Annotated in this window: 11 protein-coding genes; 6 read left to right on the forward strand and 5 right to left on the reverse strand. The window is 36.1% G+C overall.

Going from position 1 to position 20,107, the window contains the following annotated elements:
- Window position 1: 1 nt before the first annotated feature.
- The 5 genes from EZ428_RS08405 to EZ428_RS08425 all read right to left on the reverse strand — a co-directional run bounded on the left by EZ428_RS08405 (window position 2) and on the right by EZ428_RS08425 (window position 10,625).
- Window positions 2-1,777 carry a rhamnogalacturonan lyase gene (locus EZ428_RS08405; RefSeq protein WP_165501739.1) on the reverse strand — a complete coding sequence of 592 codons (1,776 nt, stop codon included), beginning with the start codon at window positions 1,775-1,777 and terminating at the stop codon, window positions 2-4.
- Window positions 1,778-2,063: 286 nt separating this feature from the next.
- Window positions 2,064-3,677 carry an arylsulfatase gene (locus EZ428_RS08410; protein WP_131552707.1) on the reverse strand — a complete coding sequence of 538 codons (1,614 nt, stop codon included), beginning with the start codon at window positions 3,675-3,677 and terminating at the stop codon, window positions 2,064-2,066.
- Between the two features lie 2 nt (window positions 3,678-3,679).
- Window positions 3,680-6,064 carry a hypothetical protein gene (locus tag EZ428_RS08415; protein WP_131552708.1) on the reverse strand — a complete coding sequence of 795 codons (2,385 nt, stop codon included), beginning with the start codon at window positions 6,062-6,064 and terminating at the stop codon, window positions 3,680-3,682.
- Between the two features lie 9 nt (window positions 6,065-6,073).
- On the reverse strand, window positions 6,074-8,509 hold the full coding sequence (locus tag EZ428_RS08420; protein WP_131552709.1) for a glycoside hydrolase family 95 protein: 2,436 nt from the start codon (window positions 8,507-8,509) through the stop codon (window positions 6,074-6,076).
- A gap of 172 nt (window positions 8,510-8,681) precedes the next feature.
- Complete coding sequence (locus EZ428_RS08425; protein ID WP_165501740.1) at window positions 8,682-10,625, reverse strand: rhamnogalacturonan lyase; 1,944 nt, start codon at window positions 10,623-10,625, stop codon at window positions 8,682-8,684.
- Window positions 10,626-10,806: 181 nt separating this feature from the next.
- On the opposite strand from EZ428_RS08425, the gene EZ428_RS08430 reads away from it, so the two are divergent.
- The 6 genes from EZ428_RS08430 (at window position 10,807) to EZ428_RS08455 (ending at window position 19,982) form a co-directional block, all read left to right on the forward strand.
- Window positions 10,807-11,391, forward strand: a complete 585-nt coding sequence (locus EZ428_RS08430; RefSeq protein WP_131552710.1) for an SMI1/KNR4 family protein — start codon at window positions 10,807-10,809, stop codon at window positions 11,389-11,391.
- A 232-nt stretch (window positions 11,392-11,623) separates the two neighbouring features.
- Complete coding sequence (locus tag EZ428_RS08435) at window positions 11,624-13,630, forward strand: alpha-L-arabinofuranosidase C-terminal domain-containing protein (protein ID WP_225871025.1); 2,007 nt, start codon at window positions 11,624-11,626, stop codon at window positions 13,628-13,630.
- A gap of 3 nt (window positions 13,631-13,633) precedes the next feature.
- Window positions 13,634-15,175, forward strand: a complete 1,542-nt coding sequence (locus EZ428_RS08440) for an alpha-N-arabinofuranosidase (RefSeq protein ID WP_131552711.1) — start codon at window positions 13,634-13,636, stop codon at window positions 15,173-15,175.
- Window positions 15,176-15,297: 122 nt separating this feature from the next.
- On the forward strand, window positions 15,298-16,227 hold the full coding sequence (locus tag EZ428_RS08445; protein ID WP_131552712.1) for a glycoside hydrolase family 43 protein: 930 nt from the start codon (window positions 15,298-15,300) through the stop codon (window positions 16,225-16,227).
- A 1-nt stretch (window position 16,228) separates the two neighbouring features.
- Window positions 16,229-17,203, forward strand: coding sequence for a glycoside hydrolase family 43 protein (locus EZ428_RS08450; protein ID WP_131552713.1), 975 nt, complete (start codon window positions 16,229-16,231; stop codon window positions 17,201-17,203).
- A gap of 433 nt (window positions 17,204-17,636) precedes the next feature.
- Entirely contained in the window at window positions 17,637-19,982 is a 2,346-nt protein-coding gene (locus tag EZ428_RS08455; protein WP_131552714.1) for a glycoside hydrolase family 127 protein, read from the forward strand.
- Window positions 19,983-20,107 lie beyond the last annotated feature (125 nt).

The raw sequence follows: 20,107 nt of genomic DNA on the forward strand, positions 1-20,107 counted from the left end.
TTTAATGTTGTTTAGGTTCAACTAAAACGATGTTAGGTTTTGGTGCCTTTTTCATCCCATAACCAAAATAAAAGCCAGTGTGTGGCGGCTGATTATAACCAACATTTTGCCAAGCAATACTTAAACGATATTGCGGATCATGCATTAAAGTATATGTTCTATGTGCTGTAGGAATGGTAGTAGTAAAAATCCTCAAGCTTTTATTATCGTAAGCACGAAGTATCAGTTCCTCTCTCCAATCACCAAATAAATCTGCACTTAAAGCTGGAGTAGATTTAGTTCCGTTGTTAGAAACATAACCGTTTGCGGTAAATAACCTACCTGCATTGTATTTATCTATATGGTTTCCATCTAATAATTCACGAGACAAGTCGCCATCCCAGTAAATTAAAAAGTTGGTAGAACGAGGATTTTCGCCCACTCTATTTCCTTTCATATCAAATAATCCATTAGAACCCGACCACCACATTTGCGCACCAACCCTAGTATTATCAATATTGTCTGCTACACCCCTACCTACATCTTCATCATCTGAGCCGCCCCATAAAACTTCTCCCGTTTTGGCATCATAAAGTGCAGCTCCTGGTCCTTTTGTGCCTTCCTCAATTTCGTGCACACCAAAAACTTCTAAGCCAGGTCTTTCAGGATCCAAATCACTTACATGCAAAGCATCTCCGTGTCTTAAACCTGTGGAAAACAGTCCCTTTCCATTATCATCAACTACCATAGCTCCATAAACAATCTCATCTTTGCCATCTCCATCTACATCAGCTACGCTTAAACCATGATTGCCCATCCCAGAATATGGGTTTTTGCCATCTTTTGTATCAAATACCCAACGAGAGGTTAACTTTCCGTTTCTCCAATCCCAAGCAGCCAAAACTGTTCTACCATAATAACCCCTACACATGATTACACTTGGATAAACACCATCTAAATAAGCGATACAAGCATTAAAACGATCAACTCGATTACCTGTATTGTCATTTTTACCATTACCACCTCTTCCGCCCCAACCCCCTAAATCGCCTCTAGCCGGAATGTAATCAGTTGTCGCTAATGCCTCTCCAGTTTTGCCACTAAAAATGGTAAAGTATTCGGGGCCTTCTAAAATTTTCCCTAATCGGTTTACCCAATTTTTGGTTGAGTCTCCAACTATTTTTCCCTTACCATCTCTGGTTCCATCAGCTGTTTTACAAGCAAATTCTGCAATGCCATCGCCATCTAAATCATACACCATGAACTGAGTATAATGTGCGCCCTCTCGGATGTTTTTGCCAAGGTTAATCTCCCATAAAAAAGTACCATCTAATTTATAAGCCTGAAATATGGGTGGATCGGTAAATCCATTTGAAGGTGTATCTCTACCACGGCCAGTTTGATGTACAATTAATTCGTATTCGCCATCACCATCTAAATCGCCAACAGAGGTATCATTAGGAGAATAACCCACTGGTGTTCTTAAAGGAATGTCTAAATACTGTTGTGAAGGAGCATTTACTGGCAACACGAATGATTTGCTAGCCTGTTGTTCGATACCATTAATAACTGCTTTTATAAAATAAGTATTAGCAGTGCTGAAATCTACTTTGGTATCTAGGTAATTTGTACTCTCAGTAATGGGTTGTTTATTGAGTTTAAAAGCTGTTTTTTCTCCTGCTTTACGGTAAAGATTAAAAGCAATTTCATCTGGTTCTGTTCCCAATAAACGCCAACCTACATAAACCGAGTCAGTTCCTTGTCGCATGGCGATCAGTCCCCTATCTAATTTTTCCATTTGTCGCTGCGCAAGCGAATTGGAGCAATTAATTGCCAAAAAGGCAAATAGCAATAGTGATTTTGTTAGCGCGAATTTTAATTTCAATTTGGTTAGTATTTGAGTGTGTTGTAAAATGCGAATAAATTACTATTTGTCTTTCCTGTACAGTGCTGTACAATTAGCTGTCAGTCTGAGCGTAGTCGAAGACTCTAAATTAAATCCCCGCCTGTCCGGCAGGCAGGCTTAGACTACGCTCAAGATGACAATTTTCAAAAATTATTTAAATTAATTATATACCACTTTCCTAATACCCTTCTCCTTTTTTAGTGGCTAGTTTCTCAAAAGAAATCACATCAGATTTCTCTGCCCAATTGTTATAAAGGGTTATCAATTCTTGAACTTTTTTAGGTTGAGATTTACTTAAATCATTCAACTCTGTTCTATCATTTACCATATTAAACAAATGCCATTCGTTATCAGGGTAGTTCGAAACCAATTTCCAATCCCCTTGCCTAACCGCACGATTGCCTTCATGTTCAAAAAACAAAGCATTGTGACCAGCCCATTTTTGTCCTTTAAATAAGGGAATAAGATTTATACCTGCGGTTTGTTTAATTTGCTGGTCTTTATAAATGGATGGATATTTTGCACCCGCAAGATTTAAACAAGTAGTCATGATATCTATAATATGCCCTGGTTGATGAGAAGTAATACCCGGTTTAACCAAATTTGGGCCATAGGCGATAAATGGCGTTGCTGTACCACCTTCATATTCCCAGTGTTTAAATAACCTAAATGGCGTATTACTCACGTTTGCACCTTCAAAACCATAAGCTGTAAAAGAAGTTGGGTCACTTGCTAATTTTTTGCTACTTTGAAAAATATCAGGTAAAAATCCGTTCGGATTAATGGTTTCGTTACTTGCACCATTATCTGACAAGAACATAATTACCGTATTATTATCCTCACCAAGATCTTTTAGTTTTTTTCTAATCCGACCAATATTTTGATCCATACAATCAAGCATTGCAGCGTAAACCGCCATTTTATCATCCCAATTGAGTTTTTCTTCTTGAGATAAAGAATTCCATTCTGGCAAATTGCTGTCTCTTGGAGATAATTTGATATTTTTAGGAATGATGCCCATTTCTTGCATCTTTTTGAAACGAGTTTCACGCAATTTATCCCAACCTTGCATATATTTGCCTTTGTATTTGGCAATGTCTTTTGGCAAAGCCTGTAATGGCCAATGTGGCGCTTGATAAGCTAAATATAAAAAGAAAGGTTTTTTAGTTTTACTGTTATCTTCAATAAATTTTAAAGCATAATCTGTATAGGCATTGGTAGAGTAATAGTCTTTACCTGGTGTATATTCTTTGTCATCTAAAGCGATGGTTAACTTTTGTTTTGGGCGATAAGGATATGGCCCAAAATAACTGCCTGCACCATCTATTAAACCAAAATAACGGTCAAAGCCTCTTTTAACTGGCCAGTTTTCTGGCGCCTGACCAACATGCCACTTACCTGCCATTAATGTGGTGTAACCATAAGGTTTTAAAGCCTCGGCAATGGTTACACAATTTTTGTTCAAGTAACCTTGATAAGCTGGCTCTTTCCTGGTATTCATCATATCCCCAACTCCTGCTTGATGCTGATAAAGACCTGTTAACAAAGAAGCTCTTGTTGGGCAACACCGAGAAGCATTATAAAATTGGGTCATTTTTAAACCCTTAGCCGCCATTTCATCGAGGTTTGGTGTTTTAGTTTCTGAACCAAAACAACCAATATCAGCATAACCCATGTCATCGGCCAGAATAACAATGATGTTAGGTTTCTTTTTATTTGCGGTTTGTGCCATACTTATAAAAGGCACTGAAATGAGCAAGAATATTGCTATTCTAAAAAAACTTCTATTCATAACTATTGCACTTTATAAGTCGATTTAGTAGCAACTGCGGCACCTTGTTCTGTAATTCCATCTACTCTAATATTTACATTTCCTTTATTATCAGAATTATAGAATGACACACTTACTTCTCCTTTTTCATTCGTTTTTAACAGGGGTGCCCATAACAATGTCGTCCTAAAATCTTTAACCGTTGCTTCGTTGGAAACATAATTTGGAGAATAAAAAGTTCTTGCTGAGTAATAACCATTTAAACCAATATTTAAAAGGTGGAGATTGGGACCACGCAAGGCACTGTCTTTTAAATCAAGGTACATAACAAAAACATCCTTGCCTTGGTTGTTAATTAAGTGCTTAATCACAATTTTGTTAATTTGATCCATTGTTAAGCTGTAATAATCTAAACGATCTTGCAGATCTAATCTATTATTAACTAAAATCAATGGTCTAGAAGAACCAAAATATATGCCCTCATTTCCCGTAGAATCATCAATTGGAATAGGTCTTGCCAATTCTGCTTTAGTTAATAAAAAGTGTTCCAATCCTTTAAAAACATAATCTGCTGCAGTAATATTAAAAACCTGATCTTTATAACCAAAAGTCATTAAACTTCCTCCATCTGGTAACAATATGGCTTCTTTTTTTTCTCCCACAATTTTAACCTCATCTAACATAATCGAATCACCTATTTTAAACTTCCGGTTGTAAGCCATCCTTGAACCTAGATCAGCATTTAAAGTAGTTGGGATTTCAAATGGGTTTAATTTTTTAAGATTTATGGCGAAAGGCTTAACTACAGAATCAATTTGTAACCATCCTCCTTTTTTACCTTTATTATCTTGAGAAGACAGTTTTATAGCTTGATATCCCGACCAATTTAATCCATCTAAAAAATATCGCCCCGCAGCATCTGTTTTAGTGGTATACAGTTTATTGCCCACAAAGCCAGACCCAAATAAGGTAATGTTCATATTAGGCATTGGTTTATCTGCTAATTTTTCTCTTACGCTACCTCTAATGGTAATACCAGGTTCTGGCATCTCGCTTATTTTAATGCTCGTATCTGCTAGCTTTCGCCATAAATATTCCCTCCAGCCTTGGGTTAACAACAATAAATCCAGTTGCTTAAATCTTCCTGTGTTTTGAGGGTCGAAATATTGGTCTGCATTTTTAATCTCCCCTTTTATTTCAGATTGCAGCATTAAATAACTCACAATATTACTGGCATCTGTAGGAATTATTCCATCAACAACAGCCAAGGAAAGATTTGTTTTAATTGGCTGTCCAAGGCTATTAATAGCTTTAACATTCAATGTTACTTTTTCTCTTGCCGCATAAGTTGCCTTATCAGGGTTAACAGTTAAGTTTATCTTATTAGCAGATTGAATGTAAACTAATCGCTCACTGTTCGGTCTTCCCAAATGATCTAATAAAGTTACAACAGCAATACCAGCAGGTAAATCTTTAGTAGGAATAGTAACCGAAGCATTGGTTTTTGTTAACGTAATAGAACCTGTATAAACATTATCGCCAGCGTGTTTAATGATGATAGAAATAGGTTTACCCTGAACTTCTGCAAAGGTTACCTCATTTGTAATGATTGATGCTTTTATGTTGGCAGAATCAGTTGTTAAATGTAAGGAAATTCCTTTTTTAAGCGCAACAGGTAAAGCCGATGTAAATTTCTCTGTACCATAAAAGCCATCAACCTTGTATTTTTCATCTGGTAATGGGGTAAAGGCAAAAATCCCCATCCCAGCTTCTGTGCTTTGAAAAGTTGTTACTGTATCTCCTTTTGAAGATATCACACTTCCCTTAGCTTTTAATCCATTCCCAATTTCATCATTTGTTTTAAAGGCCACAATTGAAGTTAAACCCTCAACTAAAGAACCTCCCTCTGGGAAAAATGTAATGCTTTTTTTTGAGCTAGTAACAATGGGATTTGCTGTTTGACTAGTTGACGTTTTTAAAGTATTGGTTACGTATATCTTCTTTTGGAAAACAAAATCATTACCAAAATTGCGCATCCAATTGGTATATGCCCTAATATTGTACCAGCCTGTTTGTAATGTATCTTTTAATTTAAAATCACCGTTCCCTAGCCCTGCATTCATCCTGATCAATTTACTATCAATAAGCTGATCTTTTGAGTTAATTAATTCTACATACAAATTATTACTGGTACTGGTTAAACTTGTGCTTTTTCCGTTTACCAAATAAGCGCTAAACCAAACATCCTCTCCAGTACTGTAATATACCCTATCGGTTTGTACATAGGTTTTTTCGAAAAATAGTTTAAATGTTTTATCATCTGCCGCTGGCACACTTTTTTGCTGCGCTAAAATTTGACCAGAAACAAATGATATGATGACGAAAGTAACAGCTTTTAAACTTTTCATAGATGATTTTTATCGTGAGATTGATATTTCATAAACAGAGCCCACTTTTGTGCTGATATGGGTTTGGTAAGCAACTCCTAAACTACTTTTAACTTGCTTAGAAACTACCTTTTGGTTGGCTATTTTGACAGGTACATTTGTTAAAAGGTTTAAGGCTCCGCCATTTTTAGCTAAAATTTTAGCACTTTTTAGTTTTCCATTTTCCCAAAACATATCAATCACAAAACCACCACGTGCAACTAATCCTTTAACCGAACCATTTGCCCAAGATTTTGATAGTGCAGGTAGTAACTGGACTTTATCTAAATGACTTTGCAAAAGCATTTCTGCAACACCTGCTGTTGCCCCGAAATTGCCATCTATTTGAAAAGGTGGGTGTGTATCAAACAAATTATTAAGCGTAGAGTTTTTTAATAGTTCTTGATACATTTTATAAGAATGGTCTCCATCAAGCATTCTTGCCCAAAAATTAATCTTCCAGGCCTTACTCCACCCTGTTCCTTCATCACCTCTGGTCATTAAAGTTTGTTTGGCCGCATTTGAGTAAAGTGTATCTATCAAAGGAGAAATTTCGCGACCTGGATGTAAACCGAACAAATGAGAAATGTGTCTATGCTGTGGATCAACATCTTCAAAGTCGCCGTACCATTCTTGCAGATTACCTTTTTTACCAATTTTAAGGGGTTGTAGCTTTGCATATTTCTCTTTTAGCAAGGCTGAAAATTCCTTATCAATTCCTAAGATTGCTGCTGCTTCCATTACATTTCTAAAAACATCTCTAATGATAGACATATCCATTGTAGAGGCTATAGTTACCACTTCCTTATTGCCATTTGGCAAGATGTAACTGTTTTCTGGAGAGGTTGATGGCGCAGTTACCAAATAACCATCCTTTTCTACCAGCCAATCTATACAGAACTCTGCAGCGCCTTTCATTAAAGGATATGCAGTTTCCTTTAAGTATTTTTTATCGCCGGTGTATAAATAATGTTCGTATAAATGTTGAGATAGCCAAGGGCTACCCAATGACCAGTTTGCCCATTTTGGGTCGCCACTACCTTCTCCTACCGGATTGGTTTGTGCCCAAATATCAGAGTTATGATGTACTGCCCAACCTGCAGCTTTATAATAATTGGTAGCTGTTGCTTTGCCGTTAACTGCTAGGTGTTTTATCTGCGTAATTAATGGCTCGGTTAATTCTGATAAATTACAAACTTCTGCCGGCCAATAATTCATCTGCAGATTAATATTGGTGGTAAAATTACTTCGCCAAGATGGCCTGATTAAAGGATTCCATATCCCTTGCAAATTGGCAGCTATCCCACCTGGGCGAGAACAAGAAATCAACAAATACCTTCCAAAATCAAAGTATAATTTTTCAAGTCCGTAATCGGCTTTGCCAGTTTTGTAATCTGCCAATCTTTTATCAGTAGGCTCATCGGCTAATAAATTTCCAACATTGTTGATGTTTAACTCCACCCTGTTAAAGAAATACTGATAATCTGTTAGGTGTGCTTTTTTTAAGGTTAAATATGGTTTTAAGCTGGCTGCTTTTAAGAAATTAACTGCAATGGCTGTTTCATCCTTACCGTTTAAATCTGGATATTGATCATAACCATTGTAACTCGTTGAACCTGAAATTAAAACTAAAATTTCAGAAGCTCCTGCAACATTCAACAAACTATCTGTACTTAATTTTCCATCAGTTTTAATTACCTTAAGTCTTGTTTGGTAGCGCATCCCATTATGGCGCAAGCTATCTGTATAAACAATTGGTTTTGGATTTCTACGCTCATCCGAATAGGTTCTTGCCTTTCCTTTTAATACCAATTCGTTATTTCCTTCTGCATTTACCTTAACTGCTAATTCATCATTTAAACCGAAACTTACATTAATAGCTTTGGGTTTATTGGCAGTTAAGCGCATCACAATAACTTGGTCTGGTGCCGATGAAAAATATTCTCGTGTATATTCTACTCCATCAACAGTAAACTTAGTAGTTGCAATTGCCTCAGCAATATTTAAGGTTCTGGTATAATTACTTACTTCACCAACTAACTTCTGTTTTAAAACTACATTTGCCAAAGGCTGATACATATTTGTATTTGGACCTTGCATTTTTTTCATCAGTTTTACAGCATCGCCATTTTTGCCTTCAAACAGGAGCTTTCTTACTTGTGGCAAATATTGTGGAGCACCAGGATTTGGATTAGGATTTACTGGTCCGCCTGTCCAAAGTGTTTCTTCATTCAGTTGAATAAGCTCATTATCTGTTCTGCCAAAAATCATTGCACCTAATCTGCCATTACCTATTGGCAAGGCTTCATCCCAGTTTTTAGCTGGTTTTTTATACCATAAAGTTTGGGCAATATTATTTTTTTGGGCAAAAGTTGTTAGGCTGAAACCAGTTAGAATTACACACAACAAAAAGTTACGGGTACGCATAAGGAATAAATTTGGTTAGATATTTTCATTAAGTAAATAAATCACACTTAATAACATTGCCAATTTAAATAGTTCGACAGGCAATTGCATCCTGTTCCATCCTGTGTTAGCTTGCATTCTCTCCATACTCGCCTATTTCGCTATATCAATTATTGTAATAAGGTTATTACTTTTATTTTAACGGTACAATTACAACATTAACTTTAACAGGTTTGCGCATTCCTTCTCCTAAATAAAATCCTGGGTGTGGCGGTTGATTATAACCCACATTTTCCCCTGCAACGGCTGTTCTATACTGTGGGTCTTGCATTAGAGTCGTAAAACGATAATCGGTTGGAATAGTGGTAGAATAAATTCGCAATTCTTTATGATCTGGTGTTCGAAAAATTACCTCCTCACGCCAATCGCCAAATAAATCTGCACTTAATGTAGGTGTAGCTTTCGTTCCATTATTTGATGTAGCGCCAATTGCAGTAAATAAGTTAACCGTTTTTTTATTCTTCCAATCCCACTTATCAATTCTATTTTTATCTAAAAGCTCTCTGGTTAAATCTCCATCCCACCAAACTACAAAGTTGGCAGAGCTAGGCGTTTCCTCACTTATGGTTTTTCCATTTAAATCTCTTAATCCACCTGGACCACCCCAATTTTCGAAACCTAAATGTGTAGGGTCAATATCGGCTGCCACTCCTCTACCCACATCTATATTACGAGCTAAGGTAAAATAAGGTCTGCCTGTTTTTGCATTGTACAAAGCTACTCCTGGCCGAGGCGGTGTTTTAAGTGAATCTTCAATTTCGTGAACACCAAAAACTTGAACATCTTCATGCTCAGGGTTCATTTTCGTAACATGCAAAGCATCACCATGGCCAAAACCAGTGGTAAATAATCCTTTTCCATCGTCATCAACTATCATTGCACCAACGCAAATTTCATCTTTGCCATCATTATCAACATCAGCTACGCTAACACTATGGTTTGCCATTCCAGAATACGGATTTTTTCTATCCTTCGAATCGAAAACCCATTTACTGCTTAGCCTTCCATTTTTCCAATCCCAAGCAGCAATAACCGTTCTACCATACCAACCACGTACAAAAAAAGCACTTGGTGTTTTGCCATCTAAATAAGCTACGCCTGCCGTGAATCTATCTGGTCTGCCACCCGTATTATCGTTTCCTCCATTCCCTCCTGTTCCTCCCCAACCATCTAATGGGTAACGATTTGGAATAAACTCTACAGTACTTAACGCAGCACCAGTTTTACCATCAAACACTGTTAAATATTCTGGACCTTCTACAATCTTACCATAAGTGCCAGATTTTTTATCGTAAGTTCTCCAATCTTTGTTGGCATCTCCTATCGCTTTCCCTTTGCCGTCAATTGTGCCGTCGGCCGTTTTGGTAATCATTTCGGCTTTGCCATCTCCATTAAAATCGTAAACCAAAATTTGAGTATAAGCTGCACCCGAGCGAATGTTTTTTCCTAAATCAATTCTCCAAAGTAATTTTCCAGTTAAGGTGTAAGCATCTATAATTTGATTTCCTGTAAAACCTGTTTGAGGAGGGTTTTTAGCGTTTGAAGGTTCCCATTTCAAGATGATTTCATAACTACCATCACCATCTAAATCAGCAACACTGGCATCGTTTGCACTGTAACTAAATTTTGCACCTTCAATTTCCCCATCAGCTGGAGCTTTAATCGGAATTGAAAAATAAGGTTTAATATCTGCGTTAGCAGCTATTTTAAATGTAGCACCAGATTCTGCTATTTGTTTGCCAGACACTTTAACAACCCAATTATTTGCTAAAGAAAAGTTAGCCGTACTATCTATAAAAAACGTGGTTTTGGAGATTGGCTTTTTGTTAAGTTTAACTAAAGTCTTACCTAAGCTTTGCCTGTAAATATTAAATGAAACATCAGAATGATCATTAACCAATAATCTCCAACTTAAAAACAAATGATTTGAACTATTTTTTATTCCTATTAATCCCCTATCTAAATTTTCGACTTGTTTTTGAGCAAGACTGCTAAAAATTGAGGCAAGAAAACAAGCAAGAAACAATAAACAACATTTGCACTTTAGGACTAAGGAGTTAACTTTTAAAAATCTCATACTATTCATATTTGGTTAACGAACTTAATTACTTCTTTAAGATTTATCGTCCTGCCGCATCCTGTTCTATCATAAATTTACAGATTTTTGAATCTCCCTCCATTTTGTTTAAAATTGTGCAAACCTATTTCTAGACGATGTAGAATCTCATAACCATTGTCAATTAGACAATTAAAAATAAATGACAAGACAAAAAGAAATAAAAAAATTATTGTATGTTTTTGAACATCTTGGAGTTCATCACTCCGAAAATGGGGCTATTTTAATAGGAAGAGCACCTCATATCGGCTCAGAAGCATGGTTAAATAACATCTATCCAGTATTAACTGAAAATGAAATAAGAATAGTAGAGGATGCTTTAAAAACCGACATTCCAAGTGAGTATAAAGATTTTCTTCTTAATTTTTCAAATGGACTTGACGTATGTGTTTCTACATTTTATTTGGATGGTTTGAGAAAAGAATTGGGAAGAACAATTGAAAGTAGTAGGCAACCTTATTCATTGGAAACCTCCAACGTTTACGAAAGGTTGAAAGACTCAGAAGATGAATATTTTTTTATTGGGGGATATAACTGGGATGGGTCCCATCTTTACATTGATAAAAGAACAAATATGGTTCATTGCTGTGAGAGATATAATGTTGCTTCTAAAAAACAATGGGCTTCATTAGAAGATATGATTGTTTCTGAACTTACCCGGATTAACCAGCTGTTTAACGTTAAGGGAGAAGAAATTGACGAGGATTTTCCTTCAATACCATACTAGTTTTTTCGGCAATCTTTACATTAACATCAATGGGAGGAATAATCTCCCCATTATCTGATGTCCTCTTTTCCTTTTTAATCTTAAATCAGAGAATTCTTTAAGCGACCTAAATAGGCTTTTTCATTTCGCAACCCAAGCTAAAAATTATTCGAAAATAATAATCGTACAAATGACGTTTATTATCTTAAATATTTTACTTTTACAATTTAGAACCATCCAAATATTAATCTTTATGAAATTAAATCGGCCTGCCAAGCGAGTATTATGCTTAATGCTGTCTTATTCCGCAATCGGATTAGGGTTTTCAAATGCATCTTTTGCTCAAACTGCAAAAACATTTATTGTTAAAACAGACAAATCAATTGCCAAAGTTGAGCCTAATATGTGGGGTGTCTTTTTTGAGGATATTAATTTTGGTGCTGATGGAGGAATATATGCAGAGCTGATTAAAAATAGGTCGTTCGAATTTGCCAAACCTTTAATGGGTTGGTCAGTTCACAGAAATAGACAAAAAGAAGGCGAAGTTTTGGTGGTTAATCGCAAGGAAGTAAACGAAGCCAATCCGAGGTATTTACAAGTTCAAAGACAGACCGATGATTTCGAATTAATAAACGAAGGTTTTAAAGGAATTGGAGTTAAAAAAGGTTTGCGATATGATTTCTCGATGATGTATCGCCAAGCAATTCCTGGTGTAAAGATGGTTTTACTATTAAAAGCCGCCAACAATAAAGTAATTGCACAAACAGAATTAACACCGCTTCAAACCACAGGTAATAATTGGCAAAAACAAACAGCTAGTTTAACCGCAACAGAAACAGACCCAAAAGCAAAATTTTCTATCATATTTCAAGGTAAGGGAAACATAGATTTAGACATGATTTCTTTATTCCCCCAAGATACTTGGAAAAACAGACCACAAGGTTTAAGAGCCGATATGGTTCAAATGCTGGCAGACATGAAACCAGGTTTTATTCGTTTCCCAGGGGGATGCATTGTTGAAGGAATGGATCTAGCGAATAGGTATCAATGGAAAAACACCATCGGTCCTATCGAAAGCCGTAAAATGTTAATGAACAGATGGAATGTTGAGTTTGCTCATCGCCCTGCGCCAGATTATTACCAAACTTTCGGATTAGGATTTTTTGAATATTTCCAACTAGCTGAAGATATTGGCTCTGATGCCCTACCCATTTTAAACTGCGGAATGGCTTGCCAATACAACACTGGCGAGGTTGCAGCATTGGATGAATTAGACCCTTATGTACAAGATGCCTTAGATTTAATTGAGTTTGCCAATGGCGATATCAATACCAAATGGGGCAAAAAAAGAGCCGAATTAGGGCATCCAAAACCATTTAACTTAAAGATGATGGGCATTGGAAATGAAAACTGGGGACCGCAATACTTAGAGCGTTTGGCAATTTTCACTAAAGCAATTAAGGCAAAATATCCAGAAATTAAATTAATCAATAGTTCAGGTACTGGTCCAGATGGGGATAGATTTGAGCTTTTAAATACTGCATTGAGAACTGCAAACGCAGATTTTATAGACGAACATTATTATAAACCTGCAGATTGGTTCTTGAAAAATGCTGGTCGTTATGATAGTTATCCCAGAAATGAATCGAAGGTTTTTGTAGGCGAATATGCAGTACACGCAGATTCTAAAATTATTGGCAGCAATAGAAATAACTGGGAAAGCGCATTGGCAGCTGCAGCTTTAATGACTGGTTTAGAACGTAATGCAGATGTAGTTCAAATGGCATCCTATGCTCCTCTTTTTGCTCACGTAGATGCTTGGCAATGGGCGCCCGATATGATTTGGGTAGATAATTTAAAAGTTTACGGCACACCGGATTATTACGTTCAAAAATTATTCTCTACCAATAAGGGAACAGATGTGGTTGCCATTACAAATGATGCAAAAAACATCATCGGACAAGATGGATTATACGCTTCTGCAGTAACGGATAAAGCCACAAATGAGCTCATCATTAAAATTGCAAACACAGCTAACCAAACGCAAACCATTGATTTGGCACTAGATGGCAAGAAGAAAATAAAATCAAAAGGATTTATTGATGAGTTGGAAAATAGCAACTTAAATCAATTGAACTCATTTGACGCTCCTCAAGCAGTTGGTCCTAAAAGGATAGAGTTATCCTTAAAAGGGAAAAAATTAAACTTGGTTTTAAAGCCATATTCATTTAACGTTATCAGAATACCTTTCAATTCATAAGCCATGAAGAAACTATTGCTTTCGCTAAGCGTAATTGCTTGCTCCTTTGCATTAAAAGCACAAACAGAAACAGTTTTAACTATTAAACCTGCGACTGAACAAGTTATTAGTAAACATATTTATGGTCACTTTTCTGAGCATTTGGGCCGTTGTATTTATGATGGTTTTTGGGTTGATGAAAATTCGACCATCCCAAATAAAGGAAGAATTAGATTAGACATTGTTGAGGCACTAAAGAAAATCAAAATTCCAAATTTGCGTTGGCCAGGAGGATGTTTTGCTGATGAATACCATTGGAGAGATGGAATTGGGCCAAGAAACCTTCGCCCGAAAATGGTTAATACCAATTGGGGTGGCGTTGTAGAAGACAATAGTTTTGGTACACACGAGTTTTTAGAGCTTTGCGAAATGCTGCAAACCGAGCCTTATATTGCTGGCAACGTAGGTAGCGGAACAGTGGAAGAAATGGCAAAATGGGTAGAGTATTTGAACTTTGATGGTGTGAGTCCGATGACTGCTATTCGTAAGGAAAACGGCAGAGAAAAACCTTGGAAAGTTGCTTTTTGGGGTGTAGGAAATGAGAGTTGGGGTTGCGGTGGAAACATGACACCACAATATTATTCAGATTTATACAGAAGATATGCTACTTATGCTCGTGATTATGAAGGTGCACCTTTAAAAAAGATTGCCGCCGGCGCTAATTCTGACGATTACAATTGGACAGAAACTTGTATGAAAAACATTGGTACTAGAATGTGGGGATTAACACTACATCATTATACATTACCAACCGGAAAATGGAATGCAAAAGGCTCTGCAACAGCGTTCGATGAAAGTCAATATTTCAACACCATGCAAAACTGCTTAAAAATGGAAGAGCTGGTAACGAAACATTCGGCAGTAATGGATAAATATGACCCAAAGAAAAGAGTAGCATTGGTTGTTGATGAATGGGGAATTTGGACTGATGTTGAACCAGGCACAAACCCTGGGTTTTTATACCAACAGAATAGTTTACGTGATGCCTTAATTGCTGGCACAACTTTGAATATTTTCAATAACCATTCTGACCGGGTTAGAATGGCAAACTTGGCACAAACGGTAAACGTTTTACAAGCCTTGGTTTTAACCGAAAAAGATAAGATGATTTTAACCCCTACTTATCACATTTTCGATTTATATAAAGTTCATCAGGATGCTAAGTATTTACCAATTGATTTTGTGAGTCCTGATTATGTTTCTGGCGATAAAAAAATTCCTGCTTTAAATATTTCTGCTTCGCAAGATGCAAACGGTGCAATTCACATTTCATTGGTTAACCTAAATCCTAATCAAAAAATCACACTAAATACTGCTTTAGATGGTTTAAACTGGAAAACCGTAACAGGACAAATATTAACTTCTGCAAAAATTACAGACATCAATACTTTCAGCGACCCTAATAAAATCCACATTGTGAAATTTAATGGTGCCAAGAAAAATGGCAACAAACTTTCGGTAGAGTTGCCTGCACAATCTGTAGTTGTTTTAGAGTTAAAAAATTAGATTATAAACTTTGTAAGTCAGAAGGTAGGTGAAGACCTATTACTTGAGACAAACAAAAATCCTTCGACTATGCTACCGATGTAAAATCGGCACAAGTCAGGATGACATATCGTTAAAAAATTATGAAGAGAATATTTATCATCAGCCTGTTGGCATTATCGATTACTTTTAATAGTTGTGTGCAAAAAAATTATTTGTTTTCCTATTTCAATAACAACGGTCAAGATGGACTGCATTTAGCTTACAGCAATGATGGCTTCAAATGGACTGCCTTAAAAAATGACAAATCATTTTTAACACCAACAGTAAGCAAAGACAAATTAATGCGTGACCCTTGCATTATTAAAGGCAGAGATGGATTATTTCACATGGTTTGGACAGTAAGCTGGAAAGATAAAGGCATTGGATATGCAAGCTCTAAAGATTTAATTACTTGGAGCGAACAACAATTTATTCCCGTAATGGCTAAAGAAGAAGGCGCTAGAAATACTTGGGCACCAGAAATTACTTACGACAATAAAACAAAAACATATTTAATTTATTGGGCAACCACTATCATCGGTAGATTTCCTGAAACAGCATCAAAAGCAGATGATGGTTACAACCACAGAATTTATTATGTAACGACTAAAGATTTCAAGACATTTTCTGAAACTAAACTTTTATACAACCCAGGTTTTAATATAATTGATGCCACTATTGTAAAAGACAAAAACAGGTTCATCATGTTCTTAAAAGACGAAACCAGAGAACCTGACCAAAAAAATCTTAAAATCGCTTATAGCGACAACTTAATTGGCCCCTACTCTAAAGCAAGTGAAAAAATTACTGGAAATTATTGGGCAGAAGGACCTACTGTATTAAAAATTAAAAAAGATTGGTTGGTTTATTTTGATAAATACAGAGAGCATAAATATGGCGCCATCCAATCTTCAGATTTGGTAAACTGGACCGATGTATCAGCTCAAATTTCAGTTCCAAAAGGAATAAGACATGGTACTATTTTGCCTATCAAAAAAAGAGAATTAAAAAAACTATTAAAGGTAAATTAAGATGACTAACATCAAAGCTGTTGGATTAAGTTTGATTGCCATTGCATTCAATACTTCAATTGCCAAATCTCAAGAGAAAATTATTGTCTCAACAGGCAATCCAATCATCACAGATAAATATACTGCAGACCCAGCTGCTTTAGTTTACAAAGATTCAGTTTATTTATATACTGGTCATGATGTGCCAAAAGCACCTAAAAACAGCTACGAAATGCACGAATGGTTAGTTTATTCATCAGCAGATATGGTAAACTGGAAAGAGCATAAATCTCCGTTAGATGTTAAGGCTTTTAATTGGGCTAAAGATGATGCTTGGGCTTCGCAGGTGATAGAAAGAGATGGAAAATTCTATTGGTATGTGGCCATAACTCACGGTACCATACACGGAAAATCTATCGGCATTGCTGTTTCAGATAGCCCAACTGGGCCATTTAAAGATGCTTTGGGCAAGGCTTTAATAACAAATGACATGACAACAGATGTGAAAATTAGTTGGGATGACATTGACCCTTCAGTAATTATTGATGATGATGGTCAGGCTTACTTGTTCTGGGGAAACCAAAAATGCCGCTACGTGAAGTTAAAGAAGAACATGATAGAAATGGATGGTCCAATTGTAACCTTAGATTTGAAAGAATTTACCGAAGCACCTTGGATTCATAAAAGAAAAGACTGGTATTACCTTTCTTATGCTTCTCAATTCCCAGAAAAAATTGTTTATGCAATGAGTAAAAAAGTGACTGGTCCTTGGGAGTATAAAGGCATTTTAAATGAAATTGCTGGAAACTCAAACACTAACCATCAAGCCATCATCAATTTTAAAGGCAAAGATTATTTCGTTTACCACAATGGCGCAATTAATAACGATGGTGGTAGTTTTAGAAGGTCGGTATGCATAGATTACCTGTACTACAACAAAGATGGAACCATGAAACGTGTAGTGATGACTACAGAAGGTATTAAAAAAGCGAAGTAACAATCAGTTCGTCACCCTGAATTTATTTCAGGGTCTGGCTAGTATTTGAAAGGGATGAAAGATGCTGAAATAAATTCAGCATGACGAAAGTTAATATAATTTGAAAAGCAAAATCAGAGCAAAATTAAAGCCAGTCCTTCTTTCCGCTAAATCTTTTATAAGCTTCGCAAATAAAAGTATACCGCTGCAATAAGGTTTATGAACAACGGTCTTTGCTACTATTTAGGGTTGCAAAAGCACAGACCTGCGTTATCTAAACGGGATTGAAGCGAAAATACTTTTTGTCATGCTGAGCGTAGTCGAAGCACAAAAAGATTGAAGCAAAAAGCCCGACTAACTTAAATACCTGTAGAGTTATTGCTTTTCCAAAAAAAGATAAAAAATATGGTCTTTGAAAGGCCAAATATATAGTTAACCATATTATAATTTAGATATGACAAAGAAACTTATTAGCTGTGCTTTACTATTATTTACAGGTAATTTCGCTTTCGGGCAAGATAAACTGCAAGCTTTTAGCTTAAATGAAGTTCGTTTACTCGACGGACCTTTTAAAGCTGCTCAGCAAACAGATTTAGCTTATATGCTATCGCTTGATGCTGACCGATTATTGGCACCTTACTTAAAGGATGCCGATTTAGCTCCCAAAGCCGAACAATATGGCAACTGGGAAAATACAGGTTTAGATGGGCACATGGCTGGTCATTATTTATCAGCCTTGTCGTTAATGTATGGTTCTACGGCAGATCCAAAAGTGAAAGAGAAGATAGATTATGTAATCAGTGAGCTCGAAAAATGTCAGGTTAAAAATGGCAACGGTTATGTTGGTGGTGTACCAGGTGGTAAAGCAATTTGGGAAGAAATTAAACAAGGAAAAATTAGAGCCAATAGCTTTTCGCTGAATGGCAAATGGGTGCCATTGTATAACATTCATAAAATCTATAATGGTTTATACGATGCTTATGCCGTTACTGGGAATTTAAAAGCAAAAAATATCTTGATTAAATTAACAGATTGGTGCATTGATTTAGTAGCGAATCTCTCTGATGCTCAAGTTCAAGAAATGCTAAAAAGCGAGCATGGCGGCTTAAATGAAGTTTTTGCAAATGTGGCTGACATAACAGGCGATAAAAAGTATTTAGTGTTAGCTAAAAAGTTTTCAGATTTATCAATTCTTACTCCACTCCTCAATCAAAAAGATGCCTTAAACGGATTGCATGCAAATACTCAAATACCAAAAGTAATTGGTTTTGAGCAAGTAGCCAAAGTAGCTCATGATGCAACATGGGCAAATGCAGCTAATTTTTTCTGGCAAACTGTAGTAAAAAACAGAACTATTTCCATTGGCGGAAACAGTGTTCGTGAACACTTTAATCCTACCAATAATTTTTCATCGATGATAGATTCGAGGGAAGGTCCAGAGACTTGTAATTCCTATAATATGCTAAGGCTAACTAAGCAATTATTTCTGGCCAATCCGAGTGCTAATTATGTAGATTATTATGAAAGAACTTTATATAATCACATTTTAAGTTCGCAGAGTAAAACAGGTGGCTTTGTCTATTTTACGCCAATTAGGCCCGGTCATTACCGAGTTTACTCTAGCGCACAAGAAGGTTTTTGGTGCTGTGTAGGCTCTGGATTAGAAAACCATGCGAAATATGGCGAACTGATTTATGCGCATAGTAAAACTGATTTATTTGTCAATCTTTATATCCCATCAACCCTAAATTGGAAAGAAAAAGGATTAACCATTACACAACAAACTACTTTTCCAAATACAGAAACTTCAAAGATTAGCGTAAAGATTAACAAACCAAGTTCATTTGCCATTAATTTCCGTTATCCTGCTTGGGTAACAAATAACACTTTAACTATTTCCATTAATGGAAAGAAACAGAGTTTTACAAAAAATGCAGCTGGTTATGCCAGTATTCATCGTTTATGGAAAACTGGCGATGTAATAAACATCACCTTACCGATGCATAACACCGCTGAATTTTTACCTGACCAATCTAACTGGGTATCTTTTTTACACGGACCAATTGTACTTGCAGCAGCAATAGACACCTTAAAACCTAAAAATTTAATAGCTGATGGAAGCAGAATGGGACACATTGCTTCAGAAACATTATTTCCGATAGATAAGGCTCCATTAATTGTTGGCTCAAAGGATAATTTGGCTGCAAAGATTAAATATGGCACCGCCAATATGCAATTTAAGGCGGCCGACCTTATCTATCAAGCGCAATATAAAAATCTAAAGCTTGTTCCATTTTATGAGATACAAGGCAGGAGGTACATGATGTATTGGCCATATACCAATGAGGCCGGTTTACAAGAAAAAATAGCCAATATCAATAAGATTGAAAAGGCAAAAAATGAACTCGATGCGCAAACTGTAGATGTGGTTAATACTGGTGAGCAACAACCAGAATCAGACCATAATTTTAAAGGCGAGCAAACAGAGAATGGAACTTTCTTGGAAAGACATTTTAGAAATAGCAGAGATTGGTTTAGCTACGAATTAAATAACCCTAAGTTAAATGCAACTAAGCTTCGCTTTACCTTATATGGCAAGGATAAAAACAAGAACTTTGAAGTTTACATCAACAAAATTATAATAACCACCATAAGCTTAGATGGAAGTAAAGGCGATGGTTTTTACGAAGTTGAATATGAAATCCCTGCCTTTTTAAGAAAGGAAAAAATGGAAGTGAAATTTGTTGCGCAACAAAAATCTCAAGTCGCTAATATTTATGAGGTAAGGTTAATGAAATAGGGCTTTAAACCAAGTAGATCATGTTATTCACCATATAAGAAATATAAGTTCATTTAAGCTTGAGGTTTTACTTACATTGATTTATATTTCTTATATGGTTTATCTTATTTACAAACTGAAAACTG

Origin of the sequence: Pedobacter frigiditerrae (genome assembly GCF_004331645.1) — a bacterium.
Taxonomy (GTDB): Bacteria; Bacteroidota; Bacteroidia; order Sphingobacteriales; family Sphingobacteriaceae; genus Pedobacter; species Pedobacter frigiditerrae.